Source organism: Streptomyces uncialis (genome assembly GCF_001905345.1).
In the GTDB taxonomy this organism is placed as follows: Bacteria; Actinomycetota; Actinomycetes; order Streptomycetales; family Streptomycetaceae; genus Streptomyces; species Streptomyces uncialis.
In genome coordinates this window covers 379,240-402,567 of sequence record NZ_LFBV01000004.1, presented here as the reverse complement: position 1 = coordinate 402,567, position 23,328 = coordinate 379,240, and the positions used below count along the sequence as shown (strand labels likewise).

General features: G+C 73.9%; 19 protein-coding genes. 8 read left to right on the top strand and 11 right to left on the bottom strand.

The features are described from left to right. The first annotated feature begins 15 nt into the window (after positions 1 to 15). Entirely contained in the window at positions 16 to 450 is a 435-nt protein-coding gene (locus AB852_RS18835) for an SRPBCC family protein (protein WP_073789811.1), read from the top strand. 49 nt (positions 451 to 499) lie between these two features. Beyond that, positions 500 to 1,387, top strand: coding sequence for a hypothetical protein (locus AB852_RS18830; RefSeq protein WP_143201254.1), 888 nt, complete (start codon positions 500 to 502; stop codon positions 1,385 to 1,387). On the opposite strand, the gene AB852_RS18825 is transcribed toward AB852_RS18830, so the two are convergent. The 4 genes from AB852_RS18825 to AB852_RS18810 are packed head-to-tail and all read right to left on the bottom strand — an operon-like array spanning position 1,344 to position 6,389. Further along, positions 1,344 to 2,516, bottom strand: a complete 1,173-nt coding sequence (locus tag AB852_RS18825) for an XdhC family protein (protein WP_073789807.1) — start codon at positions 2,514 to 2,516, stop codon at positions 1,344 to 1,346. The genes AB852_RS18830 and AB852_RS18825 overlap by 44 nt on opposite strands. 30 nt (positions 2,517 to 2,546) lie before the next feature. Beyond that, positions 2,547 to 4,931 (bottom strand): xanthine dehydrogenase subunit D, encoded by a 2,385-nt coding sequence (gene pucD / locus AB852_RS18820; protein ID WP_073789805.1) that lies wholly within the window; start codon positions 4,929 to 4,931, stop codon positions 2,547 to 2,549. Position 4,932: 1 nt separating this feature from the next. Further along, positions 4,933 to 5,499, bottom strand: coding sequence for a (2Fe-2S)-binding protein (locus AB852_RS18815; RefSeq protein ID WP_073789803.1), 567 nt, complete (start codon positions 5,497 to 5,499; stop codon positions 4,933 to 4,935). Beyond that, positions 5,499 to 6,389, bottom strand: a complete 891-nt coding sequence (locus AB852_RS18810; protein WP_073789801.1) for an FAD binding domain-containing protein — start codon at positions 6,387 to 6,389, stop codon at positions 5,499 to 5,501. Before AB852_RS18810 ends, AB852_RS18815 begins: the two co-directional genes overlap by 1 nt. A 404-nt stretch (positions 6,390 to 6,793) precedes the next feature. Between AB852_RS18810 and AB852_RS18805 the strand changes: the two genes are divergently transcribed. Then, the gene (locus tag AB852_RS18805; RefSeq protein WP_073790464.1) at positions 6,794 to 8,497 is read left to right on the top strand and encodes a PucR family transcriptional regulator; all 1,704 of its coding nucleotides are present in this window, start codon (positions 6,794 to 6,796) and stop codon (positions 8,495 to 8,497) included. 170 nt (positions 8,498 to 8,667) lie between these two features. Next, a complete protein-coding gene (locus AB852_RS18800) occupies positions 8,668 to 9,462 on the top strand; it encodes a hypothetical protein (protein ID WP_073789799.1) in 795 nt (264 codons plus the stop codon). A gap of 609 nt (positions 9,463 to 10,071) precedes the next feature. Here AB852_RS18800 and AB852_RS18795 read toward each other — a convergent pair. After that, positions 10,072 to 10,749 (bottom strand): GntR family transcriptional regulator, encoded by a 678-nt coding sequence (locus tag AB852_RS18795; protein WP_073789797.1) that lies wholly within the window; start codon positions 10,747 to 10,749, stop codon positions 10,072 to 10,074. A gap of 439 nt (positions 10,750 to 11,188) precedes the next feature. Here AB852_RS18795 and AB852_RS18790 point away from each other — a divergent pair, with 439 nt between their 5' ends. Both AB852_RS18790 and AB852_RS18785 read left to right on the top strand, forming a co-directional pair. Next, positions 11,189 to 12,046 carry a (2Fe-2S)-binding protein gene (locus tag AB852_RS18790; protein ID WP_073789795.1) on the top strand — a complete coding sequence of 286 codons (858 nt, stop codon included), beginning with the start codon at positions 11,189 to 11,191 and terminating at the stop codon, positions 12,044 to 12,046. A gap of 187 nt (positions 12,047 to 12,233) precedes the next feature. After that, positions 12,234 to 13,301, top strand: coding sequence for a DUF2637 domain-containing protein (locus tag AB852_RS18785; protein ID WP_073789793.1), 1,068 nt, complete (start codon positions 12,234 to 12,236; stop codon positions 13,299 to 13,301). Between the two features lie 116 nt (positions 13,302 to 13,417). Here the strand turns inward: AB852_RS18785 and AB852_RS18780 are convergent, their stop codons facing one another. The 3 genes from AB852_RS18780 to AB852_RS18770 form a co-directional block, all read right to left on the bottom strand. Continuing rightward, positions 13,418 to 13,819, bottom strand: a complete 402-nt coding sequence (locus tag AB852_RS18780; protein WP_245876829.1) for an ATP-binding protein — start codon at positions 13,817 to 13,819, stop codon at positions 13,418 to 13,420. A gap of 187 nt (positions 13,820 to 14,006) precedes the next feature. Then, positions 14,007 to 15,749, bottom strand: coding sequence for a pyruvate dehydrogenase (locus AB852_RS18775; RefSeq protein ID WP_073789791.1), 1,743 nt, complete (start codon positions 15,747 to 15,749; stop codon positions 14,007 to 14,009). Between the two features lie 128 nt (positions 15,750 to 15,877). Then, positions 15,878 to 17,173 carry a protein phosphatase 2C domain-containing protein gene (locus tag AB852_RS18770; protein WP_073789789.1) on the bottom strand — a complete coding sequence of 432 codons (1,296 nt, stop codon included), beginning with the start codon at positions 17,171 to 17,173 and terminating at the stop codon, positions 15,878 to 15,880. 1,161 nt (positions 17,174 to 18,334) lie between these two features. Between AB852_RS18770 and AB852_RS18765 the strand changes: the two genes are divergently transcribed. Continuing rightward, positions 18,335 to 19,321 carry a helix-turn-helix domain-containing protein gene (locus AB852_RS18765; protein ID WP_073789786.1) on the top strand — a complete coding sequence of 329 codons (987 nt, stop codon included), beginning with the start codon at positions 18,335 to 18,337 and terminating at the stop codon, positions 19,319 to 19,321. A gap of 86 nt (positions 19,322 to 19,407) precedes the next feature. After that, positions 19,408 to 19,890: a DUF456 domain-containing protein gene (locus AB852_RS18760; RefSeq protein ID WP_073789784.1), complete on the top strand. Its 483-nt coding sequence runs from the start codon at positions 19,408 to 19,410 to the stop codon at positions 19,888 to 19,890. 112 nt (positions 19,891 to 20,002) lie between these two features. Here AB852_RS18760 and AB852_RS18755 read toward each other — a convergent pair whose 3' ends face one another. From AB852_RS18755 to AB852_RS18745, 3 genes are all read right to left on the bottom strand, one after another. Next, complete coding sequence (locus tag AB852_RS18755) at positions 20,003 to 20,995, bottom strand: arsenic resistance protein (RefSeq protein WP_073789782.1); 993 nt, start codon at positions 20,993 to 20,995, stop codon at positions 20,003 to 20,005. Between the two features lie 77 nt (positions 20,996 to 21,072). After that, entirely contained in the window at positions 21,073 to 21,618 is a 546-nt protein-coding gene (locus AB852_RS18750; RefSeq protein ID WP_107499293.1) for a methylated-DNA--[protein]-cysteine S-methyltransferase, read from the bottom strand. A gap of 5 nt (positions 21,619 to 21,623) precedes the next feature. Then, on the bottom strand, positions 21,624 to 23,105 hold the full coding sequence (locus tag AB852_RS18745) for a bifunctional transcriptional activator/DNA repair enzyme AdaA (protein ID WP_107499282.1): 1,482 nt from the start codon (positions 23,103 to 23,105) through the stop codon (positions 21,624 to 21,626). Between the last annotated feature and the right edge of the window lie 223 nt (positions 23,106 to 23,328).

Here is a 23,328-nt window from a genome sequence, read left to right as displayed (position 1 = left end):
ATCTAGGGTCGGGGGGTGGCTCTCATCGACCTGGAACGGCACTGCGCGCTCGACGCGGACGAGGCATGGCGGCGGCTCATGGACTGGCCCCGGCACGGCGCTTTCGTCCCGTTCACCCGTGTCGGGGTGGACACCCCGGTGGGCGAGGGATCGACGGTGCTCGCGCGGACCGCGCTCGGACCCGTCGGCTTCGACGATCCGATGGAGATCACCGTCTGGCGCCCGCCCGAGGAGGGCCGGCCGGGCCTGTGCGGGCTGGAGAAGCGCGGACGGCTGGTGCTCGGCCGGGCCGAGATCGAGGTCCGTCCCGACGGACCGGGCAGCCGGGTCCGGTGGCGCGAGGAGATCCGGGTCCGCGGTCTTCCCCGGTTCTGCGATCCCGTCCTGGCGGCGGCGGGCCGCCGGATGTTCGGGCGCACCGTGGACGGGTTGCTGCGCACCGGGAGTTGAGCCCCGGGGAAGCCTTGGTGGCCGTGGCGTGTGTACCTATCATCTGATCATGTCCTCAGACAGAGCCCTGCCCGTGACCCCGGTGACCGTACTGACCCGGGGCGGGACCACGGCACGCTTCGACGGCGTCCGGCTGATCGTCGTACGGGGCCGGTCGACCTGGACCGTGCCGGTGCGGGCGCTGGAGTACGTCGAGCTGACGGACGACGGTGCGATACGCGCGCTGATCGCCGGTTCCGCCGACTCGGCGGATCACGGTCTGGGAGCCGTGGTCGATCTGCGGGGCCCCAACCGGTCGGCGGTCGAGGCGTTCTTCGGGCAGCTGAGCTCCGCCGTGGACCGGACCCCGTCGGCGGCCGACGGTCATGCCCTGGTCCGCCAACACGTCCGGGCGGCCGGCCGCGCCCCGCTGAGTCCCGGCTTGCGCAAGGGGCTCAGGGTCGCGGGGCTGATCCTGCTGCATCACACGGCGCTCTTCGTGTTCGGTGTGATCGCCGTGGGTTACCCCTGGCTGGTCCTGTTCACCGTGGTCACGACGGGGACGCTCGGGCTCGCGGGCGGGCTCGTCCTGTGGCGGGTCGGTCGGCGGTGCAGGTCGCTGTGGCTGCTGCGACGGCGCGGGATCGGGGTGGTCGGCGAGGCGGTCGGCCATGTCCGGATCTGGTCCAAGGGCGGGCACTGGTGGGAGTTCTCGCGGATGGACTTCGTCACGGTCGACGGGCGGCGGATGAAGGGCGTTCCCTCGGTCGTGACCGTCTGGTCCTTCTCCGACGCGTCGCGCGGCCGGGTCGAGCTCAGCTACGACCCGGAGAACCCGGAGCGCGCGAGCCGTCCGCTCACGGCCGGGTTCAGCTTGCGGACCCTGATCCTGGCCGCGCCGGGTGTGGCGCTGTTCAGCGGTTACGTGGTGACGTTCGCGCTGTTCCTGGAGGTCTGAGCTCCGGGCGGCGGACGCGGCCGGGCGCGTCGTGGTGGATGGGGGTGCGACCGCCGGTCAGGGGCGGTCCGGCGCCGCCGCGCAGTACGGCGACGATCTCCGCGGCGATCGACAGGGCCGTCTCCTGCGGGGTGCGGGCGCCGAGGTCCAGTCCGATCGGGGAGCGCAGCCGCTTCAGCTGGTGTTCCGTCACACCGGTCTCGCGCAGCCGCCGTATCCGGTCCTCGTGGGTGGTGCGTGAGCCCATCGCGCCGATGTACGCGACGGGCAGCCGCAGGGCGAGTTGCAGCAGCGGTACGTCGAACTTCGGGTCATGGGTCAGGACGCAGAGCACCGTACGGGCGTCCACCTCGGTGCGCTCCAGATAGCGGTGCGGCCAGTCGACGACGACCTCGTGGGCCGCCGGGAAGCGGGCGGGGGTCGCGAAGACGGGGCGGGCGTCGCAGACGGTGACGCGGTAGCCGAGGAACGCGCCGAGGCCGACGAGGGCGGAGGCGACGTCGACCGCGCCGAAGACGATCAGCCGGGGCGGGGCGGCGGACGACTCCACGAAGAGGGCGGGCCGTCCGGTCGAGGGGCAGCCGGGAACGGTTCCGGTGCGGCCCGCCGCGAGCAGCGCCGCCGCCTCATGGGCCGCCCACCGGTCCAGCTCCGGGGGGCCGCCGAGGGTCCCTTCGTGGGCGCCGTCCGGGTGGACCAGCAGGGGGCGGGGGTCCTCCGGGGTGTCGGCGGAGGGCAGTGGGCGGGCCAGGGCGGTGGGCCGGCCGTTCGCGGCGGCGGCCAGGGCGCGGGCGGTCAGGGAACGGGCGGGGCTGGTCCGGGGGACGGGGGTGACCAGGACGTCGATGCTGCCGCCGCAGGTCAGGCCGGTGGCGAAGGGGTCGTCGGCGGTGGGGCCGAAGGGTGCCAGGACGGTCCGGCCGTCCCGCAGGGCCTGTCGGCACAGCTCGTACACGGCGGCTTCGACACAGCCGCCGGAGACGGAGCCGACCGCTTCGCCGCCGGTGTCGACGGCGAGCGTCGCGCCGGGGCCCCGGGGGGCGCTGCCGTCCACGGCGACGACGGTGGCCACCGCGAAGTCGCGGCCCTGGCGGACCCATTCGTGGAGTTCCGCGGCGATGTCCAGCATCTCTCGCTCCTCGCCCTCGTCGTGCGGTCCCTACCCGGTGCCCGTCAGATGTTCGGGGCGCACGGGGGTCCGGTTCAGCTCCAGGCCCGTCGCGGCGCGGATCGCGGCGAGGACCGCCGGGGTGGCGGACAGGGTGGGCGCCTCCCCCACCCCGCGCAGTCCGTAGGGGGCGTTCGCGTCGGGGAGTTCGAGCATGTCGACGGGGAGCGAGGGGGTGTCGAGGATCGTGGGGATCAGATAGTCGGTGAAGGACGGGTTGCGCACCTTCGCGGTCACCGGGTCGACCACGATCTCCTCCATCACCGCGATCCCGAGGCCCTGGACGGTGCCGCCCTGGATCTGGCCGATGACGGACAGCGGGTTGAGGGCCTTGCCCACGTCCTGCGCGCAGGCGAGTTCGACGACCTTGACCAGTCCGAGTCCGGTGTCGACCTCGACCACCGCGCGGTGTGCGGCGAAGGAGTACTGGAGGTGGCCGTCGCCCTGGCCGGTGCGCGGGTCGAGGGACCTGGTGGGGCGGTGGCGCCACTCGCGTTCCTCCTCGATCACCTCGTCGTCGAGGACGTCCGCGAGGGAGGCGAGGACCTCCCCCGCCTCGGTGACCACGTGCCCGTCCTCCAGCCGGAGCTCGGCGGTGGCCCAGGCCGGGTGGTGGCTGCCGAATCTGCGGCGGCCCAGCTCCAGGGCGCGTTCGCGGACGAGTGCGCAGGCGTTGCGGACGGCACCGCCGGTCATGTACGTCTGCCGGGAGGCGGAGGTGGAGCCCGCGCTGCCGACCTGGGTGTCGGCGGGGTGGATGGTCACCTGGTCGACGCCGAGTTCGGTCCGGGCGATCTGCGCGTGGACGGTGACACCGCCCTGGCCGACCTCCGCCATCGCGGTGTGCACGACGGCGACGGCCTCCCCGCCCGCGCTCTCCAGCCGGACCTTGGCGGTGGAGTAGTCGTCGAAGCCCTCGGAGAAGCCGACGTTCTTGATGCCGACGGCGTATCCGACGCCCCGGACGACGTCCTCGCCGTGGGTGGTGTTGGACAGTCCGCCGGGGAGCTGGCGGATGTCGGCGCCCTCGGTGGTCTCCCACTGGCGTTCGGGGGGCATCGGCCTCGCCTTGACCCGGCGCAGCAGTTCGGCGACCGGGGCGGGGGCGTCCACGATCTGTCCGGTGGGCAGCCGGCTGCCCTGTTCCATGGCGTTGAGCCGCCGGAACTCGACGGGGTCCAGGCCGAGTTCGGCGGCGAGTTTGTCCATCTGCGCCTCGTAGGCGAAGCAGGCCTGCACCGCGCCGAAGCCGCGCATCGCTCCGCAGGGCGGGTTGTTGGTGTAGAGGGCGAGGGCCTCGATGTCGACGTGGTCGACCACGTAGGGGCCGACGGACAGGGAGGAGGCGTTGCCGACGACGGCCGGGGACGAGGAGGCGTAGGCGCCGCCGTCGAGGACGATCCGGCAGCGGACGTGGGTGAGTTTGCCGTCGCGGGTGGCGCCGTGTTCGTAGTGGAGTTTCGCGGGGTGGCGGTGGACATGGCCGAAGAACGACTCGAACCGGTTGTAGACGATCTTCACGGGCCTGCCGGTGCGCAGGGCGAGCAGGCAGGCGTGGATCTGCATCGACAGGTCCTCACGGCCGCCGAACGCGCCGCCGACCCCGGCGAGCGTCATCCGTACCTTGTCCTCGGGCAGTCCGAGGACGGGCGCGATCTGGGCGCGGTCGTTGTGCAGCCACTGGGTGGCGATGTAGAGGTCGACCCCGCCGTCCTCGGCGGGGACGGCGAGCCCCGATTCGGGGCCGAGGAAGGCCTGGTCCTGCATCCCGAAGACGTATTCGCCGCGCACCACGGCGTCGGCGCGGCGGGCGGCGGCGTCGGCGTCGCCGCGGACGATGGGCTGGCGGTGGACGATGTTGGGGTGCGGGACCCGGTGGGAGTGGTGGTCGGCGCGGTCGGGGTGCAGGACGGGCGCGCCGGGCGCGGTGGCGGAGTCCTCGTCGGTGACGACGGGGAGTTCCCGGTACTCGACCTTGATCTTGGCGGCGGCGCGGCGGGCGGTCTCGGGGTGGTCGGCGGCAACGGCGGCGACGGGTTCGCCGTGGTGGCGGACCCGGCCGTGCGCGAGGACGGGGGTGTCCTGGATCTCCAGCCCGTAGTGGCGTACGGCGGTGGGCAGGTCGTCGTAGGTGAGGACGGCGTGGACGCCGGGCAGGGCGAGGGCCTCGGAGACGTCGAGGGAGACGATCTCGGCGTGGGCGACGGGTGAGCGCAGGATCTGGCCCCACAGCATGTCCTCGTGCCACATGTCGGAGGAGTACGCGAACTCGCCGGTGACCTTGAGGGTGCCGTCGGGGCGGAGGGTGGAGACGCCGATGCCGCCGGGGGCGCGGGTGGGGCGGGTGAGGCCGGTGGGGGTCGGGTCGGTGCCCATGTCAGGAGCCTTCCTGCCGGGCGGCGGCGAGCCGTACCGCGTCCATGATCTTCTCGTAGCCGGTGCAGCGGCACAGATTGCCGGACAGCGCCTCGCGGATGTCCGCGTCGGACGGGTCGGGGCAGCGGGCCAGCAGGTCGTCGGCGGCGACGAGGAGTCCGGGGGTGCAGAAGCCGCACTGGACGGCGCCCGCGTCGACGAACGCCCGCTGGACGGGGGCGAGGGTGTCGGCCCCGGCGGTGCGCGGGCCGCCGGTGGCCGGTTCCGGACGGTCGGTGTCCGGTACGTCCCGCTCGCGTCCGCGTTCGGCGGCGCGGTGGCGGGCGTGCTCGGCGAGGCCCTCGACGGTGACCACGTCCCGGCCCTCGGCCTGTCCGGCGGCGACCAGGCAGGAGCACACGGGGACATCGTCGAGGCGGACCGTGCAGGAGCCGCACTCGCCCTGTTCGCAGGCGTTCTTGGAGCCGGGCAGCCCGAGCCGTTCGCGCAGGACGTGAAGCAGGCTCTCGCCCTCCCAGACGTCGTCGGCGGTCCGGGTGCGGCCGTTGACGGTGAAGGTGACACGCATCAGAGGGCTCCTCCGCTCGCGGGGCCGGGGCGGCGGTACGACTCCCAGGCCCAGGTGAGGGTGCGGCGGGCCAGTACGGCGACCGCGTGGCGGCGGTACGCGGCGGTGCCGCGGACATCGTCGATCGGGGCGCAGGCGGCGGCGCAGAGCCCCGCGAACTCCTTGGCGACGGAGGGCGGGACGGGCCGTCCGCTGTCCCACAGGCCGTCCTCGTCGAGGGCGGCGGTCAGGAACTCCTCGGCGGTGCCCGCCCGGATCGGGGTGGGGGCGGCGGAGCCGACGCCGGTGCGGACGGTCCGGGTCCGGGGGTGCAGGGCGAACGCGAACGCGCACACGGCGATGACCATCGCGTTGCGGGTGCCGACCTTCGAGAACTGCTGGGGTCCGTCGGCCGTGTCGACATGGACGGCGCGGATCAGCTCGTCGGGGGCCAGGGCATTGCGCTTGACCCCGGTGTAGAAGGCGTCCACGGGGATGCGCCGGACGCCGCGCACCGACTCGGCCTCGATCTCGGCGCCGGCGGCGAGCAGCGCGGGGTGGGCGTCCCCGGCGGGCGAGGCGGTGCCGAGGTTGCCGCCGACCCCGCCGCGGTTGCGGATCTGCGGGGAGGCGACGGTGTGCGCGGCGAGCGCGAGGCCGGGCAGTTCGGCGCGCAGCTCGGTCATGACGCGGGTGTAGGGGACGGAGGCGCCGAGCCGGACGGTCCGCTCGCCGCGCTCCCACTCGTACAGCTCATCGATCCGGGTCAGATCGAGCAGGTGGTCCGGACGCAGATGGTCGAAGTTGATGCCGACCATCACATCGGTGCCGCCTGCGATCGGTACGGCGGCGGGGTGCGCGGCCTTCGCGGCCAGCGCCTCCTGCCAGGTCGCGGGGCGGAGGAAGTCCATCGGGCCCTCTTCGGGTCGGGCGTCGGCGGGGTGCCGGGCCGCACGGGCCCGGTCCGGTGGGCGGTCCGGTGGCCCCGGGGAGGGCGGGCCGGCCGGAGGGCCCGTTGCCCGCGCTGAGCGCGCGGTACCTCCAGTACACCGCTCGTGGGGGCCCCGCGTCAGTCAACGAACCCATGAAGAGGTCGTTCCGCCCTTCCGCGAGTCTTGTAGATTCGTATGAACAACGGGACCCGGACATCCCGGGGACTTCGTACGGAAAACCACCGCTCGCGAAGGCCGCGGGCGGGGAGCGGGTGGGCGCTGGTCCCCCGTTCCCCGTGTCCAGCGGTGCCCGGCACGGGCCGTCACCCATCGGCCCGTGCCATGACCGGATCACGACGGAACAGAACGGCGGCGACGACACCATGCGGCTGCGCGCACTGCTGGACACGGACGCGCTGGGGCTGCGGCTGCTCGGCGGCGAGGACGAGCTGGACCGGACGGTGCGCGGGGTGATGACCACCGATCTGCGGGACCCCAGCCGCTATCTGTCGGGGGGCGAGCTGGTCCTGACGGGGCTGGCGTGGCGGCGCGGACCGGCGGACTCCGAGCCGTTCGTACGCATCCTGGCGGGCGCCGGGGTCGTGGCGCTGGCGGCCGGGGAGGCGGAGCTGGGGGATGTCCCCGAGGACATGGTGCGGGCCTGCGCCAAGCACCGGCTGCCGCTCTTCGCGGTGAACGAGCGGGTGGCGTTCGCGACGATCACCGAGCACGTGGTGCGCCAGGTGTCGGGCGAGCGGGCCGGTGACCTCGCGGCGGTCGTGGACCGGCACCGCAGGCTGATGACCTCCGGGCCCGCGGGCGGCGGCCCCGACGCCGTACTGGACCTGCTGGGCTCGGACCTGGATCTGCGGGCCTGGGTGCTGTCCCCGACCGGACGCCGGATCGCCGGGCCGCACGGCCCCGGCCGGGACCTGCCGGCCGAGACGCGTACGGAGCTCGCCGCGGCCCATCTGGCGGCGGTGCGGGGCGGGCGGCGAGGACCGCACCGGACGGCCGTCGGCGGGACCACGTACTCGCTGTTCCCGGTGCGCGGGACGCGGGGCGCCGGGGGCGGCGGCCGGGAGGGCGCCCTCGCCCAGTGGGTGCTCGCGGTGGCGGCGGACGCCGGGGAGTGGCCCGAGGAGCGTCTGGACCTGCTGCGCGGGGTGACCCAGCTGATCGCGGTGGAACGGGACCGCCGGGACTCGGCCCGCACGGTCCGGCGGCGGCTCGCGCACGAGGTGCTGGAGCTGGTGCGGTCGGGCGCCGCGCCCACCGAGATCGCGGCCCGGCTGCGGGTCGCGGCCCCGGTGCTGCTGCCGGGCCTCACGGCGGCGCCGCACTGGCAGGTGGTCGTGGCCAAGGTCGACTGGCGCGGTGAGCCGGACGGCGCCGAGCGGACCCCGGACACGGGTGACGGCGGGGCGGCCGTCCAGGCGCTGCTGGAGGAGATCCTGGTCGACCCCCGGACGGCCGGGACCGAGCCGTCGGACCGGATCGCCGTCACCCACGCGGGGGACGAGGCCGTCGCGCTGGTACCGCTGCCCGCGGTGGCCGCCGACGGGGCTCCCGTGGACGGCACGACCGGTTGCGAGCTGGCCGCCGACATCCTGCTGCGGACGGTGCGGGAGCCGCTGTCGGCGGGGCTGGGCGACGAGGGACGGCTCACCCTCGGGGTGAGCGCCACGGTCCACTCGGCGGAGGGGCTGCGCGGGGCGCTGGAGGAGGCCCGGCACGCCCGCCGGGTCGCCGCGGCCCGCCCGGGGCGGGTCAGCGCGGCGGGCCACCAGGAGCTGGCGTCGCACGTCCTGCTGCTGCCGTTCGTGCCGGACGACGTGCGGCGCGCGTTCACCGCGCGACTGCTCGACCCGCTGCGGGAGTACGACCAGCGGCACCGGGCGGAGCTGATCGCGACGCTGGAGGCGTTCCTGGACTCCGACGGCTCATGGACCCGCTGCGCGGCGCGGCTGCACCTCCACGTCAACACGCTGCGCTACCGCGTCGGGCGTATCGAGCAGTTGACGGGACGGGATCTGTCGCGCCTTGAGGACAAGCTCGATTTCTTCCTCGCGCTGCGGATGAGCTGACGTCCCAAGGGGCCGCGCGGGTTCCGGGTCGTCGCTTCTACCCCGGTCGAACAGGTTTCGCACCCCAGGACTTTGTGAAATCCTTCACCTACCCCCTTGGCCGGGTGTGCCGATCCATGCTGAGATTCCGCATCGGCTCAAGACGCACGGGTGTGCTCCGGGAGGGCAATGTGGCGTATACCGCCAGGTCTGGTACAGGAACGACCAAAGGTGACGATCCACTCCAGACCGCGGTATGGCGGTTGCGTTCGCGCGCCTGCTGGACCGACGCGGCAGCCTTGCTGGAGCGGCGCGCCGCCACGGACGCGGGGGCCGCGCTCCAGCGGGTGGCCCTGCTGGGGGAACGCTGCCTCTACACGGCGCAGGGCTGGGCGGAGGCGGAGGACGCGCTGCGGACCGCCGAGGCGCTGGCCCAGGGTGACGACGAACGCGGGGCCGCCGCGTGCGAGCGGGGGCACCTGGCCTACGCCTCGACACTGCTCGGGGTACGGGACCGGGCCGACGAGGCGCGGTCCGCGCTGGGGCGGGCCGCCGCGCTCATCGCGCCCGGGGCGCAGGCGCGGGCCCTGCTCGACTTCCGGCGCGGACTGATCGCCGAGAACCTGTCGGACTCGCCGCAGTCCGCTCGCGCGGCGTACCGGCGGGCCCACGCGGGGGCCACCGCCTCCGGGGACGCGCTGCTGCTGTCCTTCACCTGGCGGCAGCTGGCGGGGCTCGCGCTCGCGGACGGGGAGCTGGCGGAGGCGCGGCACGGGTTCGCGGAGTCGCTGCGCATCCGGGAGGAGCTGGGGTATCTCGTCGGTACGGCGCCCGCGTTGGCGTCGCTCGCGCAGGCCGAGACGGAGCCGGAGGCGACGAGGCTGCGGCAGGAGGCCGCGCGGTTGCTGCGGTTGTTGGGGGGCGTCCCCACGTGGTTGGGTCCGCAGCTTGTCGCTGCGCAGGCTCGGGGGGTTCAGGCGGTGTGACGGGGCGCCGCCTCCCGTTGCCCGCCGGTTCCCCGGGGCGCGCCGCCGGTCCCCGGGGCTTGTCCGATGCTTCACCGGTGTCCGGGGTCGGCCGGGGGCTTGTCCGATGCTTCACCGGCATACGGGCTGAGGTACGCGCAGTTCCCCGCGCCCCTGGGTAATGCGTCCGGGTGTCGGACGTTGGCTCGCCGGTGTCCGGGGTCGGCCGGGGGCTTGTCCGTTGCCTCGCCGGTTTACGGGTTTGGGGTACGCGCAGTTCCCCGCGCCCCTGGGTAATGCGTCCGGGTGTCGGACGTCGGCTCACCGGTGTCCGGGGTCGGCCGGGGGCTTGTCCGATGCTTCACCGGTGTCCGGGGCTGAGGTACGCGCAGTTCCTCGCGCCCCTGGGTAGTACGTCCGGGCGTCGGGCGTTCGCTCGCCGGTGTCCGGGGCTGGGGTACGCGCAGTTCCCCGCGCCCCTGGGTAATGCGTCCGGGTGTCGGACGTCGGCTCGCCGGTTCCCGGGGTCGGCCGGGGGCTTGTCCGTTGCTTCACCGGTGTCCGGGGCTGGAGTACGCGCAGTTCCCCGCGCCCCTGGGTAATGCGTCCGGGTGTCGGGCGTTGGTTGGGTCAGGTGCCTGCGAAGTGGTTTCGGACCAGGGACTGGACCTTGGTGGCGTCGCGGGCCGTGAGGGCGTCGAGAAGGGCGCTGTGCTCGGCCGCGTCGGAGACGAGGTCGGCGCGGCGCATCGGGAGGGGGCCGCTGATCAGGGGCCACTGGGCGCGGCGGTGAAGATCGTCGGCGACCTGGACGAGCTGCTGGTTGCCCGACAGGCCCAGCAGCGCCCGGTGGAACGCGCGGTCGGACTCGGCGTAGGCCGCCCGGTCCCCGCACGCCGCCGCGACGGCGGTGGCCTCGGCCAGCGGACGCAGCTCCGCCCAGCGGGCGGCGGACACCGACTGGGTCAGCCGGAGCATCACCGGCACCTCGATCAGCGCCCGGACCTCCGCCAGCTCGGCGAGCTGGCGCTCACTGCGCTCCACGACCCGGAAGCCGCGGTTGGGCACGACCTCGACGGCCCCCTCCGCGGCGAGCTGCTGCATGGCCTCCCGTACGGGGGTCGCGGAGACGCCGAGCCGTTCGCCCAGCACGGGCGCCGAGTAGACCGCGCCGGGCGCGAGTTCCCCTTCGACGAGGGCGACGCGCAGCGCGGCGAGGACCTGTCCCCGTACGCTCGCGCGGACCACCGGCCGGGGGCGGCGGGGCAGCGGGGGTTCTCCGTGGGTGTGCTCGCCCCGGGCGGGCACCGTGCCCGTCGTGGGTTCCCGGGCGGACGGCGGTGCGGGGGCGGGCGGCGGTACGGGGGCGGGGCGGGGGGTGTCCGCGGCCTGCGGGTCGGGCTGGGGGGCCGGACGGGACCGGGGGTCGGGCTGGGGGCGGGGCTGCGGGGGGACACGGGTGTCGCCGCCGACCGGGCACCAGGGGGCCTCCGGGGGCCCTAAGGGCCGGGGAGCACGGCCGGGCGGTGGGCAGGCACGGTCACCGCCGCCGGGTGCGGGGCCCGTCGAGCCCGGGGCGGGGAGCGGTCCGGGACGGGTCATCGGGTCCTCCTCCGGCGCTCGTGCGCTGCGGCGGCCGGTCGGCCGCACCCGGAGAACGATAGGGGGACGGGCCCTCAGTTCAAACCTCGATCACATCTTGTAAGGTTAGCCTTACCTGTAGAAGATCGTGATTCGGTGGTCCCGTATGAGCGCTCCCACCCTGGCCGCGGCGCCGGAGGCGTCCTCCCCCGTGGCCGCGGCGTATGCCCGGCTCACCGAGGTGTTCCCGGGTGTGCGGATCGAGGAGCTGGGTCCGGGTGACCCGCTGCCCGGAGGCAGCGGCTGGGTGACCGCGGCGGAGCTCGCGCGGGGCGGCGCGGAGCTGGACTCCTTCCTCGACTGGGACGACGCGCAGGTGCTCAAGGACTACGGCACCCGGGCCCGTCCCGATGTCGTCGCCAGTTTCGGGCTGCACCGCTACGCCTGGCCCGCCTGTCTGCTCGTCACCATGCCCTGGTTCCTGCACCGCAGGGTCCCCCGCTTCCCCGCCGAACGCGTCGCGTTCCAGCGCGCGCTCGGCCGGATGGCCGTACGGACGGGCGAGTTCGCGTGTCTGGCCGACGACCCGCTCGCGGATCACCCCGACGCCCGGGTCGTGGCGGACGAACACGCCCTGCGCGAGGAGGTCCGGGCCGCGGTCGCGGAGCATCTGGAGCCGCTGCTCGGCGCGTTCGGGCCGCGGATGCGGCGCCGGGGCCGGGCGCTGTGGGGCATGGCGACCGACGAGATCGTCGAGGGCCTCTGGTACATCGCGCATCTCCTCGGCGAGGAGGGGCGCGGGATGAGTGAGCTGGAACAGCTGCTGCCCGGGGCCACCCAGCCGTACGTGGGCGCGGCCGGATTCCGTTCGCTGACCGGTCCGGCCGGTGAATCCCTGGCCACCCGGGACCGCGCGAGCTGCTGCATGTTCTACACGCTGCGGCCCGAGGACACCTGTGTGACGTGCCCTCGCACGTGCGATGCGGATAGGGTAGCCAGGTTGGGCGAAGCAGCTTCCTCCTGAACCACCCGTACCGGTAGTGTTTCTCGAACTCAACTCGCACGAATCGCGTGGGAGTTCGAGCGGACGGCGGCACTTGGCGGCTCCCCACACCCCCTTGGCGTTCTCTTGCACCGAAACCCCCTGAGCGGCTCCGGGTTTGAGGAACGATGACGCCCGAAAAGCCCTACTGCGATGCAAGGGACGCGTGATGAGATTGACCGACATATCGCTTGACTGGTTGCTTCCGGGCGCCGTACTGCTCCTGGGCATACTGGCGGCGGTTGCGGTGCTGGCGCGGTCCAAGCGGGCCAAGGACTCGACCAAGCCCGCGGACGACAGCTGGGAGCGCACCGAGGAACGCCGCAGGCGCAAGGAAGCGATGTACGGCACCGCCTCCTATCTGCTGCTGTTCTGCTGTGCGGCGGTCGCCGCGGCGCTGTCCTTCCACGGCCTGGTCGGCTTCGGCCGGCAGAACCTGAACCTGTCCGGCGGCTGGGAGTACCTGGTCCCGTTCGGTCTCGACGGCGCGGCGATGTTCTGCTCCGTCCTCGCGGTGCGCGAGGCCAGCCACGGTGACGCGGCCCTCGGTTCGCGACTGCTGGTGTGGACGTTCGCCGGTGCCGCCGCCTGGTTCAACTGGGTGCACGCCCCCCGTGGCCTCGACCACGCGGGCGCCCCGCACTTCTTCGCCGGTATGTCCCTGTCGGCGGCCGTGCTCTTCGACCGCGCGCTGAAGCAGACCCGTCGGGCCGCGCTCCGCGAGCAGGGCCTGGTGCCCCGTCCGCTGCCGCAGATCCGGGTGGTCCGCTGGCTGCGCGCGCCCCGCGAGACCTTCGCCGCCTGGTCGCTGATGCTGCTGGAGAACGTGCGCACCCTGGACGAAGCGGTCGACGAGGTCCGTGAGGACCGCCGGCAGAAGCTGCACAACCGTCAGATCAGGCGTGAGCAGGACAAGCTGAAGCGTGCTCAGCTGAAGGCCATAAGCCGGAGCCAGCCCCGCGGCATCCTCCCGCGCGGTGGCGGTGGCGGCGGTGGTGGCCGGCAGGTCGACATGCAGCCCGCGATGAGCGGCGGTGGTGGCGGTGGCGGCTCGGACCCCGCTATATCGGACCCCGAGCCACTGCCCCCCGTCGCTTCCCGTCCCTCCCTCACGCCCGTCCGGCGCAAAAGTGAACCGATCACCGTCGACCTGACGGCCGAGGACGACACCCAGGCCCTGCCGAGGCTCGATTCCCTGGAGCGCAAGCTCAAGGACCTTGAGCAGCAGTTCGGCTGAGTCCCGGTCGGCCACGCCGACCGGTTGAACGGCGCTTTCGGGGCGGCGGTGCACGGCGTGAGCCGTGCCGCCGCCCCGGCCCCGTTCCAGGGCGGTGCACGGCGCCGGCGGAGCGCTCACGAGCGTCCGCTGTCCAGTTCGAACCACACCGCCTTGCCGAAGCCGAGGCCCTTCACCCCCCACGCGTCCGCCAGCGACTCCACCAGCATCAGCCCCCGGCCGCCCGTCCCCTCGTCGGGAACCGGGACCCGGCTCCTCGGGCGCCGGCGGACGAAGTCCCGCACCTCCACCCGCAGTCGCCGCGGTCCCGCCGCGACCGTGAGAACCGCCGGACGTTCCGTATGGACGAGTGCGTTGGTGACGAGTTCACTGGTGAGCAGTTCGGCGGTCTCCGCCTGCCCCGGCTCGCCCCAGTGCCCGAGAAGTTCGCGCACCGCGCGGCGGGACTCGGGCACCGCCCGCAGATCCGCCCGCGCGAGTCTTCTCCTCAGCCGTCGCACCCTTGCCTGCCCCGTCATGGCCCCCGCCCGCATGATGCCGTCCACCTCTTCCGAACGTCGGTCGAACACGTACACCGGAATGCATGCCCGCGACGGTCGCGGGCACGCCTCCCGATCGCCTCGGCTGTGACGGGTGTGGCGTGCGCCGGTGCGCGGCGCGGGGGTGGGCGCGGGCCCCGCGCACACCCTGCGGACCGGCCGGATGTCAAGGCCGGGGCACGTTGCGGAGGTTGGAACGGGCCATCTGCACCATCCGCCCCACACCTCCGTCGAGAACCATCTTCGAGGCCGACAGGGCGAAGCCCGTGACCATCTCGGCGCTGATCTTCGGCGGGATGGACAGCGCGTTGGGGTCGGTGACCACATCGACCAGGGCCGGTCCCTTGTGCCGGAACGCCGCCTTCAGCGCCCCCGTCAGATCCTTGGGCTTCTCGACCCGGACCCCGAAGGCACCGCACGCCCGCGCCACCGCGGCGAAGTCCGGATTGAGATTGGTGGTGCCGTACGAGGGCAGCCCCGCGACCAGCATCTCCAGTTCGACCATGCCGAGCGACGAGTTGTTGAACAGGACCACCTTCACCGGCAGGTCGTACTGGACGAGGGTGAGGAAGTCACCCATCAGCATGGTGAAGCCGCCGTCCCCGGACATCGAGACGACCTGGCGTCGCCGGTCCACGAACTGGGCGCCGATGGCCTGCGGCAGGGCGTTGGCCATGGAGCCGTGGGAGAACGAGCCGATGATGCGGCGGCGGCCGTTCGGCGAGAGATAGCGGGCGGCCCACACGTTGCACATCCCGGTGTCGACGGTGAACACGGCGTCCTCGGCCGCGAGATCGTCGAGGACCGAGGCGACGTACTCGGGGTGGATGGGGATGTGCTTGTCGACCTTGCGGGTGTACGCCTTGATGACCCCTTCGAGCGCGTCGGCGTGCTTCTTCAGCATCTTGTCCAGGAAGCGCCGGTTGCTCTTCTCCTTCACCCGCGGGATCAGACACCGCAGGGTCTCCCGGACATCGCCCCACACCGCGAGGTCCAGCTTGGACCGCCGCCCGAGCCGTTCGGGCCGGACATCGACCTGCGCGATCAGCGCGTCGTCGGGCAGGAACGCGTTGTACGGGAAGTCGGTGCCCAGCAGGATCAGCAGATCGCACTCGTTGGTCGCCTCATAGGCCGCGCCGTAACCCAGCAGCCCACTCATCCCCACGTCGTACGGATTGTCGTACTGGATCCACTCCTTGCCGCGCAGCGCATGCCCGACCGGGGACTTCACCTTCCCGGCGAACTCCATGACCTCGGAGTGCGCCCCGGCCGTACCGCTGCCGCAGAAGAGCGTGACCTTGTCGGCGGCGTCGATCATCCGGACCAGCTTGTCGATCTCCTCGTCGCCGGGCCGCACGGTCGGCCGTGAGGTGACCAGCGCGCTCTCGGCGGCCTTGTCGGGGGCGGGCTGGTCGGCGATGTCCCCGGGCAGCGAGACGACACTGACCCCGCCCTGTCCGACGGCGTGCTGGATCGCCGTCTGGAGCAGCCGGGGCATCTGCTTGGGGTTGGAGATCAGCTCGCTGTAGTGGCTGCACTCGCGGAACAGCTGGTCCGGATGGGTCTCCTGGAAGTAGCCGAGACCGATCTCGCTGGACGGGATGTGCGAGGCGAGCGCGAGGACCGGGGCCATCGAGCGGTGCGCGTCGTACAGACCGTTGATGAGATGCAGATTGCCGGGCCCGCAGGACCCGGCGCACGCGGCGAGCTGCCCCGTGATCTGGGCCTCGGCACCCGCCGCGAAGGCGGCGGTCTCCTCGTGCCGGACATGGATCCAGTCCATGTCCGGGCTGCGGCGGATCGCGTCGACCACCGGGTTAAGGCTGTCGCCCACGACCCCGTAGAGCCGCTTGACGCCCGCGCGGGAAAGGATGTCGACGAACTGTTCGGCGACGTTCTGCTTGGCCATGAGCTCACGTACCCCGTCCGTGTCGCGGGCGCCGCTCCTTCGCGTCGCCTGTGTTCTCCGGTCGCAGCGCCGGGTACCCGCTCACGGGCCCGGTATGTGCTGCGTCCATGAATTCACAGGCCGCGGGATCACGCCTCCCAGACGGCGGCGGCGGTGCGGTCGTCGGAGTAGCCCTTGACCCGGACGGTGGCGTCCGCGAGGAACGCGGCGAGCCCGGGTGGTCCCTCCGACCAGCGGGACGTGAGATGCGCGGCCAGCGCCCGCTCCCCGCGCAGGGGTTCCGCGAGGCCGCGTGAGCACAGCAGCAGGGTGTCCCCCGGGCGGGCGACGGACGCCCGGAAGCGGAACGGGTCGCGGGGCTGTTCCCGGGCCGGTTCGTAGGGGCTCGGAGGCGCGGCGATCCCCGGCTCCCCGGCCTGCGGGTCGTCCGGGACGCTCGCGTCCGGCGGTGAGCCGAAGCCCATCACCGGCTCACCGGCGGCGTCGGTGGCCCGGGGTTCGATGTCCTGCCATTCACCGTCGCGCAGCCGGAACAGTCCGCCGTCACCGACACCGAAGAAGACCCGGGTCCGGCAGGCCGGGTCGGCGGGCAGCAGCAGACAGCGCAGGCTCACCGGGTGCTCCGGCGGCGCCTCGCCGGCCCGGGCGCGGAGCATCCCGAGACCGCGGTCGGTGAGCCGGTGCAGTCCGGACTTCAGATCGCCCCGGCGGGCCGCCCGGATGTCCCCCGCGAGCCGGGCGTGACTGCGGCCGACGGCACCGGCGATCCACCGGGTGGCCTCGACGGCGTCGGGCCGGGCGGTCGCCGAACCGCGGGCGCCGGTGGCCAGGGCCACCAGGACCAGCGCGTCGTCGCCGCCGCCGAACCGGACGGTCAGCAGGGCGTCCCCGCGGTGCTCGCCCCGGTAGCGGGCCGAGTCCCCCCGGGTGGACACGGCCCGCAGCACGGACGTCCCGTACCGGGCCCCGTCCAGCACGGTGTCCGGCACGAGTTCCGCCAGCGCCTCCGGATCGGCGGCGGGCAGCGCGGTGGGCTCGGCCTCGTACGTGGGCGGACGGTCCCCCACATGGGCGACCACCGGCGGCTCCCCCGCTTCGGCGCGTTCCCGGCGCGCGCGTGCGGGACGGCCCAGCCGGAAGGTACGGGGTCCGGTGGACGAGCCGGCGGGCTGCCACGGCGGCGGCACCACCGCGGGCTCCGCCGGACGCGGAGCGGGTACGGGCGCCTCGGGCGGTTCCACCGGCCCGGCCTCGCTTGTGCCGGTGTCGGTCACGGTGGCGACGGAGACGAAACGGTCGTCGACGGTGTCGGTGTCCCCGGCGGGGGCCGGGTCCTCGCTCCGCCCCTCGGACCAGTCGGCGTACAAGTCGCCCCACCCGTCGTCCTCTTGGCGGTCCGACGGCTTCTCCCCCTGCTGGCTCATGGCGGTATTGTTCACGGCCCGCGGCGCCCGAAAACGGTCATACAGAAAATCCGTCGATACATAAGAAGACGAATCGACAAAGTGAGACCACGGGTCGCCTTCGCTTGCGCTTCTGAGGTTCCCCACCTGGACGTACCTGTTCCCGTGCGGGTACTCCGGGGGTGCGCAGTTCCCCGCGGGTCGCCTTCGCTCGCGCCCCATAGGGTTCCCCACCTGGACGCACCTGTCCCCGTGCGGGCCGTCCGGGGGTGCGCAGTTCCCCGCGCCCCTTTTGGGGGCGCCCCCTGCGGTAGCCGCTCGGCTGCGGGTGGCCCGTGGTTGCTCGCGCAGTTCCCCGCGCCCCTGGATGCTGCCCCCTTGCGGTCGCTCCTCGGGTGCGGGTCGGCCCTCGTCTTTGCGCAGTTCCCCGCGCCCCTTTGGGGGCGCCCCCTGCGGTAGCCGTTCGGCTGCGGGTGGCCCGTGGTTGCTCGCGCAGTTCCCCGCGCCCCTGGATGCTGCCCCCTTGCGGTCGCTCTTCGAGTGCGGGTCGGCCCTCGTCTTTGCGCAGTTCCCCGCGCCCCTGGATGCTGCCCTCTTGCGGTCGCTCCTCGGGTGCGGGTCGGCCCTCGTCTTTGCGCAGTTCCCCGCGCCCCTTTGGGGGCGGCCGACTGGGGCTGCCGTCCGTCTGCGGGCCGGCGTCAGCCCGGGCGGGGTTGGCACACCCTCCTCGCGCAGTCGCAGGACTCAGCGAAGGGGGTGGGCGGGAATCTCTGCCCGCAGACTCCGATGCTCTTCAGCCGGGTAAGGACACGTCGTACCGAGCGCGTTGGAGCGAGGACGGAGAATCCCGACCGGCACCGACCCGAAGAACAAGCAGAACGCGCCCCAAAGGGGCGCGGGGAACTGCGCAAAGACGAGAACAGGCCCGCACCCGACGAGCGACACCAGGAGGCAGCATCCAGGGGCGCGGGGAACTGCGCACCCCACGAACGACGGCACAGGAACGAAGCACGCCCCGCCGGACGGACCTGGAAGCGCAAGCGAAGGCGACCCGCGGGGAACTGCGCGAAAACGACGAACGACGGCACAGGAACGAAGTGCGTCCCGCCGGACGGACCTGGGAAGCGCAAGCGAAGGCGACCCGCATACTGCACATGAACGAACGGGGAGGGACACCGTCTGATGCTGTCCGCACTGGGACTGGACGAGGTGCACGAATCCGCGTACCGCGCCCTCGTGGCGGTGGGCGCCGCCGACATCCCCGAACTGGCCCGCAGGCTCACCCTCGCGGAACCGGCCACCGACCGGGCCCTGCGCCAGCTGGAACGGCACGGCCTCGCCGCACAGGCGTCGGGCCGCCCGGGCCGCTGGGTGGCCGCACCCCCGGGAGTCGCCCTCGCCGCCCTGCTGGCCCGCCGCCGCCGGGAGCTGGAGCGGGCGGAGCTCTCGGCCGCGCTGCTGGCGCAGGAGTACCAGGAACGGGCCGCCGCACCCGCCGTGCACGACCTGGTCGAGGTGGTGACCGGCACCGGCGCGATCGCCCAGCGCTTCCTCCAGCTCCAGCTCGGCGCGCACCGCGAGGTCTGCGCCCTGGTGACCGGCGACCCGATCGCCGTGTCGGGCGCCGACAACGAGGCCGAGGCGGCTGCAGCGGGACGCGGCGTCGCGTACCGGGTGGTGGTCGAGCGCGAGGTGCTGTCGCAGCCGACCGGGGTGCGGGAGCTGTCCGCCGCGCTCGGCCGGGACGAGGAGGTCCGGGTCGCGGACCGCGTCCCGACGAAGCTGCTGATAGCGGACCGTTCGCTGGCGATGGTGCCCCTGGTGGCGCACTCGGCCGAGCCGTCCGCGCTCGTCGTGCACAGCTGCGGCCTCCTGGAGTCGCTGTCCGGGCTGTTCGAGGCGGTCTGGCGGGAGGCGCTCCCGCTGCGGCTGGGCCGGGGCGGCACCGTCGCGGCGCCGTCCCCCGACGGACCGGACGCGCTCGATCTGGAGATCCTCTCGCTGCTGCTGATGGGACTGACCGACGCGAGCGCCGCGCATCAGCTGGAACTCGGGCTGCGGACCGTGCAGCGCCGGGTGAAACGGCTGATGGAACTGGCGGACGTGACGACCCGGCTCCAGCTCGGCTGGCACGCGTACGAGCGCGGCTGGGTGTCCCGGACCCCCTGACCCGGCGGCGGGTCCGGAGCCCGGAGCCGCCGAAGGCTCCCGACGCCCGGCGCGCGCGGCGGGGCGTACTCCGGCAGGCTGGGCGGATGGGAGCGTGGGAACTCCTGCTGGTCGGCGTGGTGATGCTGCTCGGCCTGTGCGGGGTGCTGGTGCCGGGCGTGCCGGGTTCGTGGCTGGTGTGGGCGGCGGTGGCGTGGTGGGCGGTGCAGGACACCCGGACGACCGCGTGGGGGGTCCTCGTCGGTTCCACCGTGCTGATGCTGGTGGCGCAGGCGGTGCGCTGGCAGCTGCCGCCCCGCAGACTGCGGCACAGCGGCGCCACCCGCCGGATGGCCCTGTACGCGGGGCTCGGCTCGGTCGTCGGTTTCTGTCTGGTGCCGGTGGTGGGGTCGGTGCCCGGCTTCGTCGGCGGTATCTATCTCGCGGAGCGGGTACGGCTGGGCGGCCACGGCGAGGCGGTCGCCTCGACCCGTACCGCGCTGCGGGCCGGAGGCTGGAGCGTCCTCGTCGAGTGGTGCGCCTGCCTGCTGGTCGCGGGCGCGTGGCTGGGCACGGTGCTGTGGGGCTAGCGCTCCCGCCACGGGGGACCACGCCATGAGCCCGAACCGGCCAGGACCCGGCCCGCTCACCCGTTCGGCCGTACGGGTCGGGTGCGACCGGACCGGTGCGTGGGGACCGGGATCAGACGGTGACGGTGGCCTCGCGGTCGGGGACGAGACGGGGGACGAGGCGGACGTAGGCGACCATGCCGAGGACCTCGACCAGGGTCTGGGTGACCACCACGACCGCGGCCACCGACAGGGCGTCGGGCAGCGCCAGTGCGAGGGGCAGGACGACCAGGGAGTTGCGGGTCGCGCCGGAGAAGACGACGGCCCGGGAGGCGGGGGCGTCCAGCCGGAACACCCGGGCGACGGCCTTCCCCGCGAAGGCCATGACGACGAGGAACGCCACGTAGAACGGGACGACGGCCGCGACATCGGTGAGGCCGGCGCCCAGCTTGGGGACCTGGGAGGCGACCACGACCAGCAGCGTGGCGGCCATCAGCGGCACCATCGTGGCCGTCGCGGCGTCGGAGACCCGCTGCCCGGCCGGGCGGCGCGCGGCCCATGCCTGGAGGGCCCAGGCCAGCGCCAGCGGGACGACGATGAGGACGGCGAACGCCTCCACGAACGGCCCGGTCTCGACGATGTCGGCGAGGTCCGGGCCCATGAACAGATACAGGAATCCGGGCAGCAGGAGCATCTGCGCGACCAGCAGCAGCGGGGTCGCGGCCAGCAGCCTGCGCGCGGAGCCGCCGGCGAGTCCGGAGAACACGATCACGTAGTCCACGCACGGGCACAGCAGGACCAGCAGGACCCCGATCCGTACGGCCTGGTCGGCGGGCAGCAGGACGAACATCGCGGCGACCACCAGCGGCACCACCACGAAGTTCACCACCAGGGCGGCGGACAGGAACCGCCCGTCGCGCAGGGAGCGGACCAGCTCGGCGGCCGGGACCTGGAGGAAGGTGACGAACAGCAGCGCGCCGAGCACCGGGTTGATGGCGTGCTCCAGGCCCGGTCCGGCCGCCGGGGCCGCCCAGCCGGTCAGGGCGCCCGCCGCCATCGCGCCGAGATACACCGCGATCTGGTGGCGCTCCATCCGCTCGACCGGACCGGACCGTTCCTGCGACACCCGTGCTCCTTGCTCCGTACCGGCGCCCGCCCCTGAATCTCAAGACCTCCATGGTCCCTCGCGGACGACCACCATTCTCAGGCCGACGGCGGTACCGGTGCTCCCCCAGGTCCGGACCCCTCCAGTGCGAGCAGCAGCCGCTTGCGGTCGAGGCCGCCCGCGTACCCCGTGAGGGAGCCGTCGGCGCCGATGACCCGGTGGCAGGGGCGCAGCACGAGCAGCGGGTTCGCGCCGATCGCGCCGCCCACCGCGCGGACGGCGGCACGGGACGCGCCGATCCGCGCGGCCAGCTCGCCGTAGCTGGTGGTCGTGCCGTAGGGCACGGCGTCGAGGGCGTCCCAGACGCGGCGCCGGAACTCGGTGCCCTCGGGGCGCAGCGGGAGCCGGAACTCCGTACGTTCCCCGGCGAAGTAGGCGGCGAGCTGTTCGCGGGCGTCCCGGAACGGTTCCTCCGCGGTGCGCCAGCCGTCCTCGGACGTCCGTCCGCCCTTCTGCCCGGGGACGGACAGCGAGGTGAGGGCCCCGGAGTCGTCGGCGGTGAGCAGCAGCGGGCCGAGGGGGCTGTCGAGGGTGGTGCAGAGGACGACGGGTGCGGTGGTGGCGGTCGTGCTCGGGCCGGTCATGGTGATCACGGGCTCCCTGTCGGGGTGTGCGGTCGGGGTGCGGGGCGCGGGCAGGGGGTGGCCACGGCGTGCGGTGGCGTGCCCGCCGCCCACAGATGCCACAGGGCGTAGGCACGCCAGGGCCGCCAGGCGTCCGGGACGGGCAGACCGTATGAACCGGGTTCCGGGGCCGCGTCCGGGTCGCCGAGGGCGCGGGCGCGGATCGTCGCGGCGGTGCCCGGGTCCATACCGGGCAGGGCGAGCAGGGCGCGGTGGGCGGTGTCACGGTCGGCGCCCGCGTCGAGGCGCAGCGTGCCGTCGGCGAGCGCGGTGGTGAGCGCGCCGAGAAGGCCCCCGGGTTCGGCGGCGGCGAGCACGGCGGGCTCGGGGAAGAGATGGGTGAGGGTGCCGGACGGGGCGTCGAGTGCCTTGCCGTAGCGGGCGACGAGCCGCCGGACGTCGGCGGGGCCGAGCAGCGCGCGGACGGCCAGTTCGTCGGGGTCGGCGGTGCCAGGTGCGCGCAGTCCGGGGCGGGCGGCGACGAGCGGGGCGAGCCGGGGGTCCGCGCCGAGGCGTTCGTCCACGGCGTAGGGGTCGGCGTCCAGGTCGAACAGGCGCCGCAGTCGCTGGACGGCGGTGGTCAGGTCCCGCAGATCGGTGAGATGCAGCCGGGCGTCGAGCCAGCCGCCGTGCCGGATGCCGCCGGTGGCGGTGCGGCGGGGTCCGCCGGGGCGTTCGTCCACGGCGACGACACCCGCGCCGTGCGGCAGCCGCAGGGTGCGGCGGTAGACGCGGGCGCCCGGGGCCCCGGTGACCTCCTCGATGCCGGGGACGGCCTCCTCGGCGAGCAGGTCGAGGAGGGGCCCGGTCGGGCAGGGGCCCCGGTGGGCGAGGCGCAGGGGGAGGCCGGTCGACGGGGTGACCGGGCCGCGCGGGCCGCGGGGCGCGGCGGCGCGCAGTCCGGTGGGGGTCGTGCCGTAGCCGTCGCGGATGGTGTCGTTGAACTGGCGGACGCTGGCGAACCCGGCGGCGAACGCGATCTCGGTGACGGGCAGGGCGGTGGTCTGGAGGAGGACGCGAGCGGAGTGCGCGCGCTGCGCGCGGGCGAGGGCGACCGGGCCCGCGCCGAGTTCGGCGGTGAGCTGGCGCTGGACCTGGCGGGCGCTGTAGCCGAGCCGGGTGGCGAGTCCGGCGACGCCCTCGCGGTCGATGACGCCGTCACCGATCATGCGCATGGCGCGGGCGACGGTGTCGGCGCGGGTGTTCCACTCGGCGGAGCCGGGTACCGCGTCGGGGCGGCAGCGGCGGCAGGCCCGGAAGCCGGAGCGCTGGGCCGCCGCCGAGGTGGGGTAGTAGCGGACGTTCTGCCGTTTGGGGGTCACCGCGGGGCAGCTGGGACGGCAGTAGATGCCGGTGGTCTCGACGGCGAAGAAGAACTCCCCGTCGAAGCGGGCATCGCGGCTGCGTACCGCCTCGTACCTGGTCTCTTCATCGATCACGGTTCCCATTGTCCGCGAGCCGAGGGCATGGTTCCGGCGGATTTCGGACATGGAGTCCGGGCGTCACGGCCGGTCCCCCGGATGAGCGCCCCGGGTGAGCGCCCGAAGGGGCACGGGGAACCCCGCGCCCCCGGACGTACCCGCGCGGGAACAAGCGGGCCCACGCGCACGAACCTGCGGCGGGCACGGGGAACCGCCCTCCCGCGGACGTACCCGCACGGGAGCGAGCACG

What these genes read in the sequence shown, in the direction of transcription:
- AB852_RS18830 (WP_143201254.1), top strand. Translation starts at nt 500, where the DNA reads ATGTCCTCAGACAGAGCCCTGCCCGTGACCCCGGTGACCGTACTGACC.
- AB852_RS18775 (WP_073789791.1), bottom strand. Translation starts at nt 15,749, where the DNA reads ATGGCCAAGCAGAACGTCGCCGAACAGTTCGTCGACATCCTTTCCCGC.
- AB852_RS18825 (WP_073789807.1), bottom strand. Translation starts at nt 2,516, where the DNA reads ATGCTGGACATCGCCGCGGAACTCCACGAATGGGTCCGCCAGGGCCGC.
- AB852_RS18770 (WP_073789789.1), bottom strand. Translation starts at nt 17,173, where the DNA reads ATGAGCCAGCAGGGGGAGAAGCCGTCGGACCGCCAAGAGGACGACGGG.
- AB852_RS18745 (WP_107499282.1), bottom strand. Translation starts at nt 23,105, where the DNA reads ATGGGAACCGTGATCGATGAAGAGACCAGGTACGAGGCGGTACGCAGC.
- AB852_RS18790 (WP_073789795.1), top strand. Translation starts at nt 11,189, where the DNA reads ATGAGCGCTCCCACCCTGGCCGCGGCGCCGGAGGCGTCCTCCCCCGTG.
- pucD (WP_073789805.1), bottom strand. Translation starts at nt 4,931, where the DNA reads ATGGGCACCGACCCGACCCCCACCGGCCTCACCCGCCCCACCCGCGCC.
- AB852_RS18760 (WP_073789784.1), top strand. Translation starts at nt 19,408, where the DNA reads ATGGGAGCGTGGGAACTCCTGCTGGTCGGCGTGGTGATGCTGCTCGGC.
- AB852_RS18785 (WP_073789793.1), top strand. Translation starts at nt 12,234, where the DNA reads ATGAGATTGACCGACATATCGCTTGACTGGTTGCTTCCGGGCGCCGTA.
- AB852_RS18805 (WP_073790464.1), top strand. Translation starts at nt 6,794, where the DNA reads ATGCGGCTGCGCGCACTGCTGGACACGGACGCGCTGGGGCTGCGGCTG.
- AB852_RS18780 (WP_245876829.1), bottom strand. Translation starts at nt 13,819, where the DNA reads ATGACGGGGCAGGCAAGGGTGCGACGGCTGAGGAGAAGACTCGCGCGG.
- AB852_RS18815 (WP_073789803.1), bottom strand. Translation starts at nt 5,499, where the DNA reads ATGCGTGTCACCTTCACCGTCAACGGCCGCACCCGGACCGCCGACGAC.
- AB852_RS18750 (WP_107499293.1), bottom strand. Translation starts at nt 21,618, where the DNA reads ATGACCGGCCCGAGCACGACCGCCACCACCGCACCCGTCGTCCTCTGC.
- AB852_RS18765 (WP_073789786.1), top strand. Translation starts at nt 18,335, where the DNA reads ATGCTGTCCGCACTGGGACTGGACGAGGTGCACGAATCCGCGTACCGC.
- AB852_RS18810 (WP_073789801.1), bottom strand. Translation starts at nt 6,389, where the DNA reads ATGGACTTCCTCCGCCCCGCGACCTGGCAGGAGGCGCTGGCCGCGAAG.